The sequence below is a fragment of the Pseudomonas sp. SID14000 genome, assembly GCF_002165135.1.
Taxonomy (GTDB): domain Bacteria; phylum Pseudomonadota; class Gammaproteobacteria; order Pseudomonadales; family Pseudomonadaceae; genus Aquipseudomonas.
The window spans coordinates 318,960-333,648 of sequence record NZ_NFZQ01000004.1; the positions used below are offsets into that span (position 1 = coordinate 318,960).

Consider the following 14,689-nt stretch of genomic DNA (forward strand, 5'->3'; position numbering starts at 1 on the left):
AACGCATGAGTCATCATCCATTCCATCGCAAAAGTCCTGCGCCCAGCACATCGGCGGGCCAGCAACTGCGCTACCTGCGCCAGCAGGCCGGACTCAGCCAGCTTGAGCTTTCGCTGCTGGCTGGCCTATCGCAGCGTCATCTGAGCTGCGTGGAGACAGGGCGCGCCAAAGCCAGCCCCGGCACACTGCATGCGCTGCTTTCGGCCCTTGGCGCGCCACTGGAACACTGCAACGCGGTGTTCGTCGCGGCCGGGTACGCCCCCCGCTACGCCGCCTCGCCGCTCGATGCGCCTGAATTGGCCTTGGTGCATGCCGCCATCGAGCACATCCTGCAGGCAAACAACCCGGCACCTGCGATCGTCATCGACAGCAACTGGAACGTCATCGCCGCGAATGCCAGCACCGGCGTGCTGATGGCGATGGCGGGCGTTACCGCACCGGCGGCGTCAGGCCTCAATCTGTTGGAAACACTGCTTCACCCCGGCGGCCTGGGTGACCATTTGGCCAATGCAGCCGAGATCCGCGCCGTTGCCTGGCAACGCGCGTCCAGGGAAGCCGCCGGTAACCCGGCACTGGCAAGGCGCTTGCGCGACCTGCCAGCCCCATGCAACCCCACGCAGGCGACGAGTGCCACGCCGGTGCTACTGACACGTGTGAACACCCCGGAAGGTGAGCTGAGGTTTATGTCCACCTTCACCACCTTCGGCATGCCGCTGGACATCACCGTGGAATCCCTGCGCATCGAGCACCTGATTCCTGCCGACCCGCTGACGCGGCAAAGGATGCTGGCGGCGTTCGAGCAGGCCCATTCACCAAGTCGGCCTCTTCGCGGCTAAATCCACTTCTGCAGACGAGTCAGATTGGCCAACTCAAGCTCGGCCCCTCACTCCATTGACGCACATCAAGCCGCCGGGCCGGGTTCGCGAGACCATGGCTGTCAGTAAGGAACGAATCGACAACCACCAGCCGCATTGTGCTCAAGGCATCGCCATCGACACCATGCGTGCCTTTGGATAAGGAACCCCACATGAGCCCGCTGAACCATGTACTGGTAGCTACCGACCTGTCCACCTCTGCCCGCAACGCGGCGGAGCGCGCTGCGCACTTGAGCAAGGCGCAGCAGGCATCACTGGACCTGCTATACGTTGCCAACCCGGCCCCCTTCGAGCGCCTGAAACAGCTGCTGGCTCCTGGTGACGATCTGTTGAAGGGCGTACTGGATACCGCTGGCGAAAAAATTCGCGCACTGGCTGCAATGCTGCTCCAGCGCTATGACATCGCCGCCGGCGTGCAAGTCGCGCACGGTTCGGTGGCCACCGAGATCACCCGCGTAGCGCAGGACAAACGCAGCGACCTGCTGGTATGTGGGGCAAAGGGCCAGAGCGTGGCACGACGACTGCTGCTGGGCTCCACTGTGCAGAAAATGCTTAACCGCATGCCCTGCCCTTTGCTGGTGGTCAAGCAGGCCCCCCGTGATGCGTACCGCACCTTGCTGGTTGCGGTTGATTTTTCGTCTTCGTCACTGCGTGCCATCGAACTGGCAAAAGCCATTGCCCCACAGGCCGAGATCATTCTGCTGCATGTATACGAGGCGCCGTTCGAAGGCAGCATGCGCTTCACCCACCTCGACCACGATACCCTCACGCACTATCGCAATGTCATCCGCAAAGATGCGGTAAAGCAACTCGCGGCCTTGAGCGAAACCGCCGGAGTGGCCGCTGCCCGGCAAATCGTGGTGCACGGTGATGCTGGCTGGCGGATTGTCGAGCAGGAACAAGAGCTGGAATGCGACCTGATCGTGGTCGGCAGGCAAGGGGAAAGCGCGCTTGAAGAGCTGCTGATAGGCAGCGTCACCAAGCATGTGCTGAACGAGTCCCAGTGTGATGTGCTGGTATCGCCATAGGGTGCATGCGATGTGGAGGACACTTGAGTGTCCTCCATCGAGGTCCGCGCCATCCATCGTCGCGCCTGCCTGGTGGGTCGGGCCGGACCAGACAACCCTACTGGGCCATGGCGTGATGATGGGGCTCATGAATAGGCGTTAGCCACGCCGGTGCCGATCTGCTGGCGCCTCAGGGGCTCGTTCGGTTCACGAGGCGGTCGCACGATTTTTTACGCTCTTTTTACGGCTGAACCGACAGCCAGAAGGAATACTGGGCGCGCGATGCCCATGGATGGCATGCATTTCTACCCGCCAGACCAGAGAAGCCCTTCGTGAGTCAGTCCACCGTCATCGCAAATCAATCCCTTCCCGGCAAGTCCAACCCCATCGGCATGCTTGTCGCCGCTGTCGGCGTAGTGTACGGCGACATCGGCACCAGCCCGCTATACACCCTCAAGGAGGTGTTCGCCGGGCACTACGGCGTGCAGGCCAACACGGCCGGTGTACTCGGTGTGCTGTCACTGGTGTTCTGGTCGTTGCTCTGGGTGGTGTCGCTCAAGTACGTACTGTTCATCCTGCGTGCCGACAACCAGGGCGAGGGTGGCATCATGGCCCTGACTGCCTTGGCGCATCGGGCGGCAGCGCCCTACCAACGGCTGGGCAAGATACTGGTGCTGCTCGGCCTGTTCGGCGCCGCGCTGTTCTACGGCGACAGCATGATCACGCCGGCGATTTCCGTGCTATCGGCCGTCGAGGGGCTGCAACTGGCCTTCGACGGTATAGAGCATTGGGTCGTACCGCTTTCGCTGGTAGTGCTGGTGGCACTGTTCCTGATCCAGAAGCACGGCACCGCGCGCATCGGCATCCTCTTCGGGCCGATCATGGTGCTGTGGTTCATCGTGCTGGGTGCGCTGGGCGTGCATGGCATCGTCCAGCGCCCGGAAGTGCTACAGGCACTCAACCCGCTCTGGGCGGTGAAGTTCTTCCTGCTGCACCCGGGCATGGGGGTGGCGATTCTCGGCGCGGTGGTACTGGCGCTGACCGGTGCCGAAGCACTCTACGCCGATATGGGGCACTTCGGCCGCAAACCCATTGCCCGGGCCTGGTTCCTGCTGGTGCTACCCGGCCTGGTGCTGAACTACTTCGGCCAGGGCGCCTTGATCCTCGGCGACCCACAGGCAGTGCGCAACCCGTTCTATCTGTTGGCGCCCGAATGGGCCCTGCTACCCATGGTGGGGCTGGCCACGCTGGCCACCATCATCGCGTCCCAGGCCGTGATCTCCGGTGCGTTCTCGCTGACGCGCCAGGCCATCCAGCTGGGGTACGTACCACGCATGTTCATCCAGCACACCTCCAGCGAGGAACAGGGGCAGATCTACATTGGCATGGTGAACTGGGCGCTGATGGTTGGCGTGGTATTGCTGGTGGTCGGTTTCGAGTCGTCCGGGGCCCTTGCGGCAGCCTATGGCGTGGCTGTGACCGGGACCATGCTGATCACCACGCTACTGGCTTCGGCAGTGGTGCTGTTGCTGTGGAAGGCACCACGCTGGCTGGCGGTGCCGATGCTGCTGGCGTTCCTGCTGGTCGACAGCCTGTACTTTGCCGCCAATGCGCCGAAGATCTTCCAGGGCGGTGCATTTCCGGTGATTGCGGGCGTGGCGCTGTTCATCCTGATGACCACCTGGAAACGTGGACGAAAGATCATCGTCGAGCGGCTGGACGAGAGTTCACTGCCGCTGGACCTGTTCATTGGCAGCCTCAAGGCCCAGCCGCCTCACCGCGTGGGCGGTACTGCCGTGTTCCTGTCCGCCAGGCCCGAGGCGGTGCCTCACGCCTTGCTGCACAACCTGCTGCATAACCAGGTACTGCATGAACAGGTGGTGCTGTTGACCGTGGTGTTCGAGGACGAGCCCCGAGTCAGCGCTGGCAAGCGCTGCGAGGTCGAGGCCTTTGGTGAAGGTTTCTTCCGCGTTAGCCTGCATTTCGGCTTCATGGAAGAGCCCGACGTGCCTTTGGCGTTAAGCCGCTGCCAGCGTGCTGACCTTGAATTCGGCCCCATGCGCACTACCTATTTTCTCAGCCGGGAGACGGTCATTGCAGGTAAACAGATGGGCATGGCCCGCTGGCGGGAGCACCTGTTTGCCTTCCTGCTGAAGAATGCCAACAGCAACCTGAAGTACTTCCAGCTGCCGCTGAACCGGGTCATCGAGCTTGGCACCCAGGTCGAGATCTGAGCTGTCATGGAGCATCATCCTTCCGTCAGGACGACAGAACTTGCAAAGCCGCCACATGTCTTACCAGCACCTGAGCTCTACCTGCGCCGTTGGAGGCGAAAAAACATGAGAAAAACCCTGGTGGCCGTCTTTGCTTGTGCCCTGGCATTGGGCACAACGGCACTGTTACCTGCCGATATCTCGCCTATGGGTTCCGCGTATGCCAAAGGCGGTGGCGGTGGCCACGGTGGTGGTGGTGGCCACGGCGGCGGCAATGGCGGTGGACGTGGCGCCGGTATGGGTGGGCACAATGGACATGGCGCCGGTCTTGCGGGTGATCATGCCGGCAAGGCCACCCGTGATCATGGTGTGAGCGGCAATCATTATGGAAGCTCACGCAACCAGGACAACGGCCATGGCACCACCACCTCAGGCGTTGCCCAATCCAAGGATACTCGCGGCTTGACGAAATCTACCGCTATCTCGGGGACTACGCCCGGTGATCATAATGCCAAAGGGCTGAGCGGCGCGGTCCAAAACTCCTCGAAGAACGATCGATGAGGTGAAGGCTGCCAGGTACTGAAGGAGCCTGGCAGCCGACTTCGTCGGACGGCTGCGCACTGTGGAACTTAAAAGACAACCTTAGGTCGTATCCGCACTTCAGCTCCCCCCTGCGCCTTCTGGAGGCGAACAAACATGAAAAAAACCCTGGTAGCCGTCTTTACTTGTGCCCTGGCGCTCGGCGCAACTGCATTGTTGCCTGCCGACGTCTCGCCGATCGGCTCCGCGTATGCCAAAGGTGGTGGCAATGGCGGTGGACATGGTGGCGGCAAGGGCGGCATCAACGGCAATGGTGCCGGCTACGAGAGTGACCATGCCGGCAAGGCCACGCGCAACCATGGCGAGAGCGGTAACCACTATGGAAGCCTGCGCAACGATGACAACGGCCGTGGTACTACCCGGTCAGCCATTGCCAACTCCAAGGAGCACAACAAGCAAGGGCGATCCTCTTCGAAGCATGACCGATAACTGAAGGCGCGCGCCGGCCACTCCTACAAATACTTCGCACGCCTCAAGGGCGGCGCCGTACCTGTGGGAGCGGGCATGCCCGCGAAGCAGGCGACGCGGCGCCGGTGTTCGCGGGTGCGCCCGCTCCACAGGTATGGCGCATTCCTTTGGTAAGACAGTTGCTCCCCCGCCCAAGCTCTGCCGAGTCTCTCGTCGATGCCCAGCACACCTTTTCTGTCAGCCTTGCTCCTGTTGTTCAGCGCAATCACGGCACCAGGCGCACTGGCCGGCGAGCGCTCCGCGCCCGCACGCAGCAACAATGCGTCGACCATGCTGATCGAAACCGCCTCGCAACAGTATGCCGACGGCCAACTGGACCAGGCGGCGGCCACCCTGGAGCGGGCGCTGCACATTCAGCCGAACAACCCGGCAACGCTGCACTACCTTGGCGTCCTGCGCCTTCAGCAAGGGCAGTACGAACAGGCGCAAACCCTGGCGCTGCGCTCCAACCTGCGTGTTGGCAACAATCACGCACTACGCAGCCGCAACCTGCAGCTGATAGAAGCCGCGCAGAACGCCCAGCGGTCCGGCATGCTCCCGACGACTGCGCACTGACGACGGTCAGACACTGCGCGTCAGGCCACCATCGACCTTGATGTTCTGCCCGGTGATATAGGCAGCCCCTTCGCTGGCCAGGAACGCAATGGTGGCGGCGATTTCCTCGCTGGTGCCATAGCGTTTGAGCGGTACGCTGTCGCGACGCTGTTCAGTGGCCGGCAGGCTGTCGATCCAGCCAGGCAATACGTTGTTGATGCGCACGTTGTCCGCAGCATAGGTGTCGGCGAAGATCTTGCTGAACGCCGCCAGGCCCGAGCGGAACACCGCCGATGTGGGGAACATTTCGTTGGGTTCGAATGCCCAGGCGGTAGAGATGTTGATAATCACCCCACCCTTCTGCCGTTGCATGATTGGCGTCACCAGGCGTGCCGGGCGGATGACATTGAGCAGGTAGGTGTCCATGCCCTTGTGCCAGTCTTCGTCACTGATCTCCAGGATCGGCGCGCGCGGGCCGTGGCCGGCGCTGTTGACCAGCACATCGACGCGCCCCCACTTCTCGACCACGGCATCCACCAGGCGCTGCAGGTCCTCGACCGACTGGTTGCTGCCGGTAACACCAATACCACCCAGCTCCTTGGCCAGCGCTTCGCCCTTGCCCGAGGACGAAAGAATGCCGACCTTGAAGCCATCGGCAGCCAGGCGACGTGCCGCTGCCGCGCCCATGCCGCTGCCACCGGCAGTGATGATGGCTACTTTTTCCACAGACATATTGCCTCCTTCGGCGATGGAACCACGTGTTTGCAAGTGCATTCACACTAGCAGCCACACAGGTGCGCAGGGAGGCAGCCGGGCTTCGTCTAGACAGTAGATTTTCTTTCGTCAGCCTGAGTCTTGAGCCACTCCCTGACGATTTGCAGGGCCGTTGGCGGCTGCCCCTTGCGCGGCCATACCAGGTAGAACGCCTTGTCCAGCCGCAGTTGCTGGGGGAACACCTGCATCAGCCGGCCGGCGGCGATGTCGTCACTGACGAAGGCATGGCTGGCCAATGTGATGCCCTGCCCGCCAATGGCGGCTTCGATGGCCAGCGAGGTCTGGTTGAAGCGCACCGTCTTCGCCGTAGGTGCCGGGTGGCCCGGGAACACCGCGGCGCAGAACTGCGGCCAGTAGTTGTGCGCATCGTGCAGCGCCACATAGCGCTGCAAGGCGGCAAAACCCTCTGGCCAGCCGACCTCCGCCAACAACGCCGGGCTTGCCACCGCGACCAGCGGCGGCTCCATCAGCAACTCGGCGTTCAGCCCGGCGCCGAACGGCGGCTGGCCATAACGCACGGCCAGGTCCACACCATCGGTATGAAAGTGAGAAAGCCGGTCGGTGGCCAGCACCCGTAGGTCAATCTCGGGGTTGCGCTCGGCAAAGTGCCCCAACCTGGGGATCAGCCATTTCGAAGCAAAGGTTGGCGTGACGCTGACAGTGAGATGGGATGGCGCCGGGCGCAGCAGCCGCGTGGCTTCGTCGATCATCGCCAAGGCGCTGCGCACGCTGGTGCTGTAGGCATGCCCGGCATCGGTCAGGCCAAGGCCGCGCGGCAAACGCTCGAACAGGCGAACCTCCAGGCCGGCCTCCAGCCCTCGAATCTGCTGGGCAACGGCCGCCTGGGTGACGCCGAGCTCCTCGGCGGCCAGGCGGAAGTTCAAGTGACGCGCCACCACTTCGAACACCCGTAGCGCATTGAGTGAGGGCAACCCGGGGAAACCTGCAGGCATGGTGATGATTTTTCTATTGGCTGTTCAGCAGCATTGCACCGAGGCTATCCTCATCGGCCGAGGAAGTCGATGCTTTGCACCCGCTCGCATTACCCGGTAAAGTCGGCGCCAGGGCGCTGGCTGCGCCTGCGGTCCGCGCCAAGGGGTTGCCCAAGCCATGCGTCATCACATTCCCATACCAGCTCCCGGCTTGTCGGCGGACCGAGCCCCAAAGGAGTTGGCATGCCCGCCATCAATGCATCCCGCCACCACGGCTTGCTCGACCTGCCCGCCTTGCGCAAACGCGCCAAGCGATTGCTCAGCGCCCTGAAAAGCCACGAGGCCGACGATACCCGCGAGCAGCTGCGCGCACTCGGCCTGTCTGGCCCTGACTACCGGCTTGCCGATACCCAATGGCTGGTGGCCCGCGAGGCCGGCTTTGCCAGCTGGCCCAAGCTCAAGGCCCATGCCGATGCCATCGCGTTCGCGGCACGCCACCCTGGCTTCACCGCCGATGACGAGGCTGCCGTGCAGCATTGGCGCTGCGGCAACGACATCGCCCACAGCTTGCGCACGGCCGGTTTTGCCGGTGCCTTCCAGATGTTCGACGACCCCATGGTCATGGGGCCAGTCTGCGCACTGCCCGAGGAGCAGTATTGGCAGGTTCGAGCCGCTTACATACAGCAAGCGTTCAACCTGCCCCCCCAGGACATCGAGCAACGCCAGGCGGCACAGCGCACCGCCCTGGCCGGGTTGAACAGCGACAGCAAGATGGTGCTGTGGTGCGAGGGTGACGCTTACGACCAGCTGTTCCTGATCCGCGTACTCGCCAGCCTGCCCAGCCTGCCGCGCCGGTTGGAGCTGATCGAAATCACCCAGGTACCTGGCGTCGAGCGCTTCATCGGTATCGGCCAGTTGGCCCCGGACCTGCTTGCCTGGTTGTGGCCACAACGTCGCGCACTGGGTGAGGACGCGCTGGCCCTGGCCCGCCAGGCATGGGCGGCCTATACCGCGCCGGCCCCCAGGGCCTGGGCAGCCCTGGCGGGCCTCCAGCATGCGGTATTGCCGTTGCTGGGCCGGGCCCTTGCGCGGCAACTGCAGGAACTGCCGGGGGCGAACGACGGTTTGAGCCTCACGGAGCGCCTGCTGTTGCGCGTTCTGGCGTCACGCGGCGAGCTGCCGGCCGACCGTGTGTTTGCCCAGTTGATGATGCAGGATGAACCGCTGCCTTACCTGGGCGATCTGATGTTCCATGTTCTGCTGCAGCCCCTGATCCATGCGCCGCACCCGCTGCTGCTGGAAGGCCCGGGTGAGTCTTGGGCACAACGGCCGTTGCGGCTGACCGCGCTTGCCGAGCAGGTGCTTGCGGGGCAGGCGCATTGGCTTGACCACAACCCAGCGCAGCGCTGGGTGGGTGGAGTGCTTGTCGATGCCGCGGACAGGCCCTGGGTGGTCAGCGAACAAGGCGAAGTGTGGCAGCGCAAATAGCCCGCTCAAGCCTGATCAGGTAACGCGGTGGATGGCACCGGCTGGTTCAGCGAGTTTCTGTAGGAGCACGTCAGACGAGCGATATTGGTTCCCTGCGCGACAGCGCAGCCCAAAAGGGCTGGGTAATTTCCCGCAGGGATTGCGCTAGCTTCTAGATCTCGAGCAAGACCGTTGCGCCTACAGGACCGATGTTGCAATCGCCTTCGCCGCTTGCGCCAAACGTTGTGTGGCCAGCCGGATTTCATCCACATCCAGCGAGGCGAACCCGAGGCGCAAGGCATTTTCCGCATGACCAGACGGCGAAAACTGCCGGCCACTGCGTACCACCAGGTCCAACGCCAGCGCTTTGCCAACCAACTGATCCACATCGATCGAGTCGGCAAACCTCACCCACAGCGCCAACCCGCCTTCCGGTACCTTTACAGTTACCTGCTCGCCAAAGGCATCGCGCAAGCAAGCCAACAGGGTCTCCCGACGCCGGCGGTACTCCCGGGCAACCCGACGCAAGTGTTTCTTCAGCTCGCCATCATTGATCAAGTCCGCCAGCATCTGCTGCATCACCGCATCGCCCTGCCCCAGGGTCAGCGTCGCCCTGCGTTCGAGCACCGCGGCCACCTCTGTCGGCGCCACGATGAAGCTGCAACGGAACGTACTGCCCAAGGACTTGGACAATGAACCAATGTAGATCACATGCTGCTGCTGACGGTCGCTGGCCAACGGCAGGTAAGGTCGTCCGGCAAAGTGGTATTCATGGTCGTAGTCTTCCTCGACCACGCAAAAGTCGTGCTGCCGCGCCAGCTCCAGCAACTGCTGCCGGCGCCCGGCAGGCAGGCTGACCGTGGTCGGGAACTGGTGATGGGGTGTGATGTAAAGCATGCGCACCTTGTGCAGCCGGCACAGTGCATCGATCTGGTCGACCCGGCAACCCTCGTCATCCAGGTCCACTGTGACCAGCCGGGCACCCAGCTGGCGGAAGATCTCCCACGCAGGCGGATAGCTCAGGCGCTCGACCAGCACCACGTCACCGGGCTTGAGCAGCACGCTGGCCACCAGGTACAGCGACATCTGCACACCCTGGGTCAGGCAGATATGCTCGGCGCCAACGTTCAGGCTGCGATTGTGCCGCAGCATGTCGGCCAAGGCGCTGCGCAGGTGATGGCTGCTACACGCGCTGCCGTGGCGCACGGTGTTGGCGGCGAAGCTGTTGCGCAAGGCATTGCGGTAATAACGGTGCAGAACGGTCTGCGGCAACAGGCGGTGGTCACAGGCGCCGTTGTCGAAGAACAGCGCACCCGGCCGATCCTGCTGCGTGGCAGCCTGTTCGTTGGCCGTGAAATAGGCAACAGCAGGCTCCTCTGGCAGCACCAGGGCAAAGGACTGCGCTGCGTCGGGCTCGGCCAGGGCGCCAGCCGCCAGCTGCCGACTGACGAAGGTGCCGCGGCGCTGCACGCTTTCCAGCCAGCCTTTGGTCTCGGCTTCCTCGTAGGCGAGGATCACCGTCTTGCGGTTGACGTTCAGCAGTTGCGCCATTTCCCGCGTGCCGGGTAACGGCGTGCCGGGGCGCAGGCGGCCCTCGGTGATCGCGGCGACCAGGCCCTCGACAATCTGCCTGTACGAAGCCTGCGGCTGCGCCCCGTCGAGCTTGAGCAGCGGCTGCCATTTGCGAAGCTGGACCATGTGAATTAACCAAAACTGGAGGTTCTACTGGTCCTGGACTATAGCAACAATCGAACCTCCATTTGCCCCGAGGTGCTCATGCAGAACCGCCATGTCATTGAATTGTCGCCCTCGGGCAAAACCTTCGACGCCAGCCAGGAATTGCTGCTCGACGCCATGCTGGCCAGCGGCCTGCCGGTGCCCTTCTCCTGCCGCCGCGGCGCCTGTGGGTCGTGCAAGGTCAAGGTGGTGTCGGGGCAGTATCGGGACAAGCAGCGGGCAGCAGACACGCCCGCGCCCTGCTACCCCCTGGCAGCCGACGAAATGTTGCTGTGCCAGAGCCACGCCTGCAGTGACATGTGCCTGGAAATTCCCGGCTGGTCCCTGGAAACCCCGGAACTGGAAATCCACGCACAGGTCCACGGCAAACGCGAACTGAGCGCTGATATCGTCGAACTGGTGCTGCAGCCTGCACAGCCCTTGGTAGTACGGGCTGGCCAGTACGTACGCTTCCGGCTCGACAACGGTGACAGCCGCTGTTTTTCCATCGCCAACCTGCCCGCCCAGGACCAGGGGCAACTGGTGTTTCACATCCGCAAGGTCAGTGGCGGCCTGTTTACCGAACGCCTGCTGCCCACCCTGCAAGCAGGTGACACCTTGACGCTCGAAGGGCCGGTCGGTGCCTGCACCTGGCAGCACGAGGACCAGCGCCCCCTGGTGCTGTTCGCCACCGGTACAGGTTACGCCGGCATCAAGCCATTGCTGTTGACCGCCCTGGCAGGCGATGCCGAGGTCACGTTGTACTGGGGCGGCAGATCGAGCGCAGACTTCTATGACCGTGAATTCCTCGACAAGGCCAGCCGTGCGCACGCTCACTTTCGCTGGCACCCGGTGTTGTCGGACCAGGCGCGGGTGCAACAGGTGGCGCTGGCCCAGGCCCATCGCTGGGCTGATACCCAGGTCTATGCCTGCGGCAATGCCGCGATGATCAGCCAGGCTCGCGAGCAGTGCCTGGCGGCTGGCCTGCAGCCCCATCGCTTTGTCGCCGAGGCTTTCGTTGCCAGCGGCGCACTGGTGCCCGAGGCTCCAACGGCCAACCCATTGGACCCGGAGCTGGAAAAAGTCGGCCCGCGCTACTCACTGGACGGCATGCTCGCAGCCCGCGAGCAGTCGGTACGGGCCGTAGCGGCGATCGCCAGCCAGCTACAAGTTGGCATGACCACCGCCCAGGCACTGGAGATGGCCGCGCAAACCTTGCAGGCAATGGGCGCGTCGCACACCTGGCACCCTACCTACATCCGTTTTGGCGACGACACCGTACGCACGCCGCGCCAAGGGATTGATCTGCAGCGTGTACTACGCGCCACGGATATCGTCGTGGTCGATGTCGGCCCGGTATGGAATGGCTATGAGGGCGACTATGGCGACACCTTCGTGTTTGGCCAGCACGACCTGCACCACGCCTGCGTCCAGGCACTGCATGAAGTGTTCGACGAAACGCGCCAGGCATGGGGCCGCGGCCTGACCGGGCGCGAGCTGTATGACTTCGCCGAGCGCAGTGCCCAGGCGAAAGGCTGGCAGCTGGAACGCAACCTGGCCGGGCATCGCATCGCCGACTTCCCGCATGTGCTGTATGGGCAAGGCAAACTGGCCGAGGTGGAAATCGTCCCGAGCGCGGTCGTATGGGTGCTGGAAATTCAGTTATGCCACCCTAGCGAACCGGTCGGGGCATTCTTTGAAGACATCCTGATTGGCGAAGCCAGGCCGGTCGTGGCTACGGCAGCTTGAAACAGCCGTCAGGAAGCAAGGTGTGCGTCAATCAGGCGCGCGACCGCTTCGGCATGGCTATGGCCAAGGTCATGGCCGGCATCGGCGAACACCTCCAGGCTGGCGTTTGGTATCAACTGCATCAAGCACTCGCCAACAGCGACCGGGCTGATCGGGTCTGCGCCGCCCCATAGCAGCAGTACAGGCATGCGCAACTCGGAGAGGCGCGCCGACAGATCAGTGCGGTCATCGAGAAACCAGCGTGGCAGCCTGGGGTTCTGCGCCTCGAATTCTGCACGCCAGTCAGCAGCACCAAAGGCAGAAAGGTCCAGGCCGCCTGAAGTCACGCTCAGGACCAGGTGCGTAATCAACCCTGGGCGCTCCAGCGCAAGGAGCACCGCAACCACCCCACCCATGGACTGCGCCACCAAGGCCGTGGGCCTGTCGACTTCGCCAAGGGCAAGGGCGGCAAGGTGCTGCAGGCAGGAAACATTCGGGTTGGCTGGCACGTTGCCGAAACCGGGCCAGCCCATGTGCCGGACGATTGCTGGCGTACTCATGGCTGCGGCAGCCGGGTGCCAGAAGGCAATGTTGCCAGAGGCGCCGGGCAGGAAAAGGATTTTTTCCGGTGAAGTCATCATGGCTCGGTCCTTGATCCAATAACAGGTTAAAGTTGGCAAAAGGACGATACCAGATACGGACGACTGCCATGCACATACGCAAACTCACCCCTGACGACCTCCCCCACGCCAGCGCCTTGTGCCTGGATGCCTTCATGCAGGCGGTCGCGCCCTCGCTGTCAGCGCAAGGCGTAGAAACCTTCACCAAGGTGGCCGCACCCAAGGCGTTTGCCGAGCGCATGCAGGACGACAACCTGATGCTGGTCTGCGTCATGGACGGTGCAATCACGGGGTTGATCGAACTCAAGGAAGGCCGCCACGTGACGATGCTGTTCATTGCACCAAGGTGGCAACGGCAAGGCATCGGCAGGCGCCTCATGAGCGCCGCACTTGAGCATGCCAGGGTTGAAGTCGTCACGGTCAGGGCATCGTTGTCTTCGGTGCCTGCCTACCAGCGTTACGGCTTCAACCTGGCAGGCGAAGTGGGCGAGTTTGCCGGGCTGGCCTACCAGCCGATGGAAAAGCCCCTGCTGCCACGTGCTGCAGCCGCCTCAGGCGCCGAGTGAGCCCAGCACGCCTTGCAGCTTGCCCCGGGTCGTTTCCGTACAGGCCTGCATGGGCTCGCGCAGCTCGTCGGCAATCAGGTTTTGCATCTGCAATGCCGCCTTGATCACGGCCGGGTTAGGCTCGGCAAAGGCCATCTTCATCCACGGCAGCAACTGGTAGAACGTCCCTCGCGCGGCTACCCAGTCGCCATGGTCGACCTGCTGCAACATGCGCACGTACAGGTCGGCCCGCACATGCGCCGAAGCCGAAATGGCCCCCGCACCGCCCAGGCACAGGTTGTTGAAGATCTGAACGTCCTCACCGGCCAGCACCTGGGCGTGACCGTCCTGGATCAGGGCCATGGTGGTCTCGCTGTCACCACTGCAGTCCTTCACCGCCGCAATGCGCGGGTGGCGCACGATGCGGCGCAGGGTTTCACGCTCGATGCGTACTCCGGTGCGGTAGGGAATGTCGTAGACAATCACCGGTACGCTAGCGGCATCCGCCACCGTGCTGAAGAACGCCTCGATGCCGGCTTGCGAAGGCCGGATGTAGCACGGTGCAGGGACCAGAAGCCCGCCAATGTCACGCTGCTGGATTTCAGCCTGGAAGGCCAACAGCTCGCGCAGGTTGTAACCCGACAGGCCCATCACCACCCTGCCTGGCTCCACCCAGGCCAACACAGCGTCCAGCACGGCCAGTTGCTCGGCCTTGGACAGCGCCGCCGCCTCGCCCGTGGTACCGCACACCACAAAACCGGCTACGCCCTCTTCGAGCAGCTTCTTCACCAGTTTTTCCAGGGCGGTGAAGTCGATTTCATTGGCGCGCAATGGCGTGACGAGGGCGATCCAGATACCACGGAAATTCGACATGCAAAAACTCCTGATGTTGACCGAAAGTCAGCGTCAGCAGGGCAAAGAGTCGAAGTGGTCTGGCAGGGATACCTGGCGCCTTCTGTCTCGTCAGCCCACCTGACGAGACAGCGCGCCTCGGTCAGATGAGCGGCTGTTTCTTGGATTTCTTGGCAACGGCAACGCACGCGCCTGCCTGGGCGATGAAGCCCGAAGCGGAAATGGCGTGGTTGGAAATGGACATGCCGGAAAGCCCGTTGCGTTGGTATGGCTGGATAATGGGGCGGCGGCGTACCCGGTGTCAACACCGAGACAGCCAACCCATTGGGCTGCGCTGTCGCGTAGAGAACTGAGTTCG

Annotated in this window: 14 protein-coding genes; 9 read left to right on the forward strand and 5 right to left on the reverse strand. The window is 63.2% G+C overall.

Annotated elements, in window-relative coordinates:
- Positions 1–5 precede the first annotated feature (5 nt).
- The 6 genes from CAY82_RS08415 to CAY82_RS08440 all read left to right on the forward strand — a co-directional run bounded on the left by CAY82_RS08415 (position 6) and on the right by CAY82_RS08440 (position 5,718).
- Positions 6–836, forward strand: a complete 831-nt coding sequence (locus CAY82_RS08415; protein ID WP_087500809.1) for a helix-turn-helix domain-containing protein — start codon at positions 6–8, stop codon at positions 834–836.
- A gap of 191 nt (positions 837–1,027) precedes the next feature.
- Positions 1,028–1,903: a universal stress protein gene (locus CAY82_RS08420; RefSeq protein ID WP_087500810.1), complete on the forward strand. Its 876-nt coding sequence runs from the start codon at positions 1,028–1,030 to the stop codon at positions 1,901–1,903.
- A 371-nt stretch (positions 1,904–2,274) separates the two neighbouring features.
- Positions 2,275–4,116 (forward strand): potassium transporter Kup, encoded by a 1,842-nt coding sequence (locus CAY82_RS08425; protein WP_256576245.1) that lies wholly within the window; start codon positions 2,275–2,277, stop codon positions 4,114–4,116.
- Positions 4,117–4,221: 105 nt separating this feature from the next.
- Positions 4,222–4,656: a hypothetical protein gene (locus tag CAY82_RS27035; RefSeq protein ID WP_087500812.1), complete on the forward strand. Its 435-nt coding sequence runs from the start codon at positions 4,222–4,224 to the stop codon at positions 4,654–4,656.
- A 135-nt stretch (positions 4,657–4,791) separates the two neighbouring features.
- A complete protein-coding gene (locus tag CAY82_RS08435; protein WP_087500813.1) occupies positions 4,792–5,124 on the forward strand; it encodes a hypothetical protein in 333 nt (110 codons plus the stop codon).
- A 195-nt stretch (positions 5,125–5,319) separates the two neighbouring features.
- Positions 5,320–5,718 carry a tetratricopeptide repeat protein gene (locus CAY82_RS08440; RefSeq protein ID WP_087500814.1) on the forward strand — a complete coding sequence of 133 codons (399 nt, stop codon included), beginning with the start codon at positions 5,320–5,322 and terminating at the stop codon, positions 5,716–5,718.
- A 6-nt stretch (positions 5,719–5,724) separates the two neighbouring features.
- Here the strand turns inward: CAY82_RS08440 and CAY82_RS08445 are convergent, their stop codons facing one another.
- Positions 5,725–6,429 (reverse strand): SDR family oxidoreductase, encoded by a 705-nt coding sequence (locus CAY82_RS08445; protein ID WP_087500815.1) that lies wholly within the window; start codon positions 6,427–6,429, stop codon positions 5,725–5,727.
- A gap of 89 nt (positions 6,430–6,518) precedes the next feature.
- Complete coding sequence (locus CAY82_RS08450; protein WP_087500816.1) at positions 6,519–7,424, reverse strand: LysR substrate-binding domain-containing protein; 906 nt, start codon at positions 7,422–7,424, stop codon at positions 6,519–6,521.
- Positions 7,425–7,646: 222 nt separating this feature from the next.
- On the opposite strand from CAY82_RS08450, the gene CAY82_RS08455 reads away from it, so the two are divergent.
- The gene (locus CAY82_RS08455) at positions 7,647–8,891 is read left to right on the forward strand and encodes a DUF1835 domain-containing protein (protein WP_087500817.1); all 1,245 of its coding nucleotides are present in this window, start codon (positions 7,647–7,649) and stop codon (positions 8,889–8,891) included.
- A gap of 177 nt (positions 8,892–9,068) precedes the next feature.
- Here the strand turns inward: CAY82_RS08455 and CAY82_RS08460 are convergent, their stop codons facing one another.
- The gene (locus CAY82_RS08460) at positions 9,069–10,568 is read right to left on the reverse strand and encodes a PLP-dependent aminotransferase family protein (protein ID WP_087500818.1); all 1,500 of its coding nucleotides are present in this window, start codon (positions 10,566–10,568) and stop codon (positions 9,069–9,071) included.
- Between the two features lie 15 nt (positions 10,569–10,583).
- Between CAY82_RS08460 and CAY82_RS08465 the strand changes: the two genes are divergently transcribed.
- Positions 10,584–12,335: a M24 family metallopeptidase gene (locus tag CAY82_RS08465; RefSeq protein ID WP_306460811.1), complete on the forward strand. Its 1,752-nt coding sequence runs from the start codon at positions 10,584–10,586 to the stop codon at positions 12,333–12,335.
- Between the two features lie 8 nt (positions 12,336–12,343).
- Here CAY82_RS08465 and CAY82_RS08470 read toward each other — a convergent pair whose 3' ends face one another.
- On the reverse strand, positions 12,344–12,955 hold the full coding sequence (locus CAY82_RS08470) for an alpha/beta fold hydrolase (protein WP_087500820.1): 612 nt from the start codon (positions 12,953–12,955) through the stop codon (positions 12,344–12,346).
- Between the two features lie 68 nt (positions 12,956–13,023).
- Here CAY82_RS08470 and CAY82_RS08475 point away from each other — a divergent pair, with 68 nt between their 5' ends.
- Positions 13,024–13,500, forward strand: coding sequence for a GNAT family N-acetyltransferase (locus CAY82_RS08475; protein ID WP_087500821.1), 477 nt, complete (start codon positions 13,024–13,026; stop codon positions 13,498–13,500).
- On the opposite strand, the gene dapA is transcribed toward CAY82_RS08475, so the two are convergent.
- Entirely contained in the window at positions 13,486–14,352 is an 867-nt protein-coding gene (dapA, locus tag CAY82_RS08480) for a 4-hydroxy-tetrahydrodipicolinate synthase (protein ID WP_087500822.1), read from the reverse strand. The genes CAY82_RS08475 and dapA overlap by 15 nt on opposite strands.
- Between the last annotated feature and the right edge of the window lie 337 nt (positions 14,353–14,689).

Bases quoted from the DNA above. Each gene is read 5' to 3' on its own strand.
- CAY82_RS08415 (WP_087500809.1), top strand. From the start codon at position 6: ATGAGTCATCATCCATTCCATCGCAAAAGTCCTGCGCCCAGCACATCG.
- CAY82_RS27035 (WP_087500812.1), top strand. From the start codon at position 4,222: ATGAGAAAAACCCTGGTGGCCGTCTTTGCTTGTGCCCTGGCATTGGGC.
- CAY82_RS08470 (WP_087500820.1), bottom strand. From the start codon at position 12,955: ATGATGACTTCACCGGAAAAAATCCTTTTCCTGCCCGGCGCCTCTGGC.
- CAY82_RS08455 (WP_087500817.1), top strand. From the start codon at position 7,647: ATGCCCGCCATCAATGCATCCCGCCACCACGGCTTGCTCGACCTGCCC.
- CAY82_RS08445 (WP_087500815.1), bottom strand. From the start codon at position 6,429: ATGTCTGTGGAAAAAGTAGCCATCATCACTGCCGGTGGCAGCGGCATG.
- CAY82_RS08425 (WP_256576245.1), top strand. From the start codon at position 2,275: ATGCTTGTCGCCGCTGTCGGCGTAGTGTACGGCGACATCGGCACCAGC.
- CAY82_RS08450 (WP_087500816.1), bottom strand. From the start codon at position 7,424: ATGCCTGCAGGTTTCCCCGGGTTGCCCTCACTCAATGCGCTACGGGTG.
- CAY82_RS08420 (WP_087500810.1), top strand. From the start codon at position 1,028: ATGAGCCCGCTGAACCATGTACTGGTAGCTACCGACCTGTCCACCTCT.
- CAY82_RS08460 (WP_087500818.1), bottom strand. From the start codon at position 10,568: ATGGTCCAGCTTCGCAAATGGCAGCCGCTGCTCAAGCTCGACGGGGCG.
- CAY82_RS08440 (WP_087500814.1), top strand. From the start codon at position 5,320: ATGCCCAGCACACCTTTTCTGTCAGCCTTGCTCCTGTTGTTCAGCGCA.
- dapA (WP_087500822.1), bottom strand. From the start codon at position 14,352: ATGTCGAATTTCCGTGGTATCTGGATCGCCCTCGTCACGCCATTGCGC.
- CAY82_RS08475 (WP_087500821.1), top strand. From the start codon at position 13,024: ATGCACATACGCAAACTCACCCCTGACGACCTCCCCCACGCCAGCGCC.
- CAY82_RS08435 (WP_087500813.1), top strand. From the start codon at position 4,792: ATGAAAAAAACCCTGGTAGCCGTCTTTACTTGTGCCCTGGCGCTCGGC.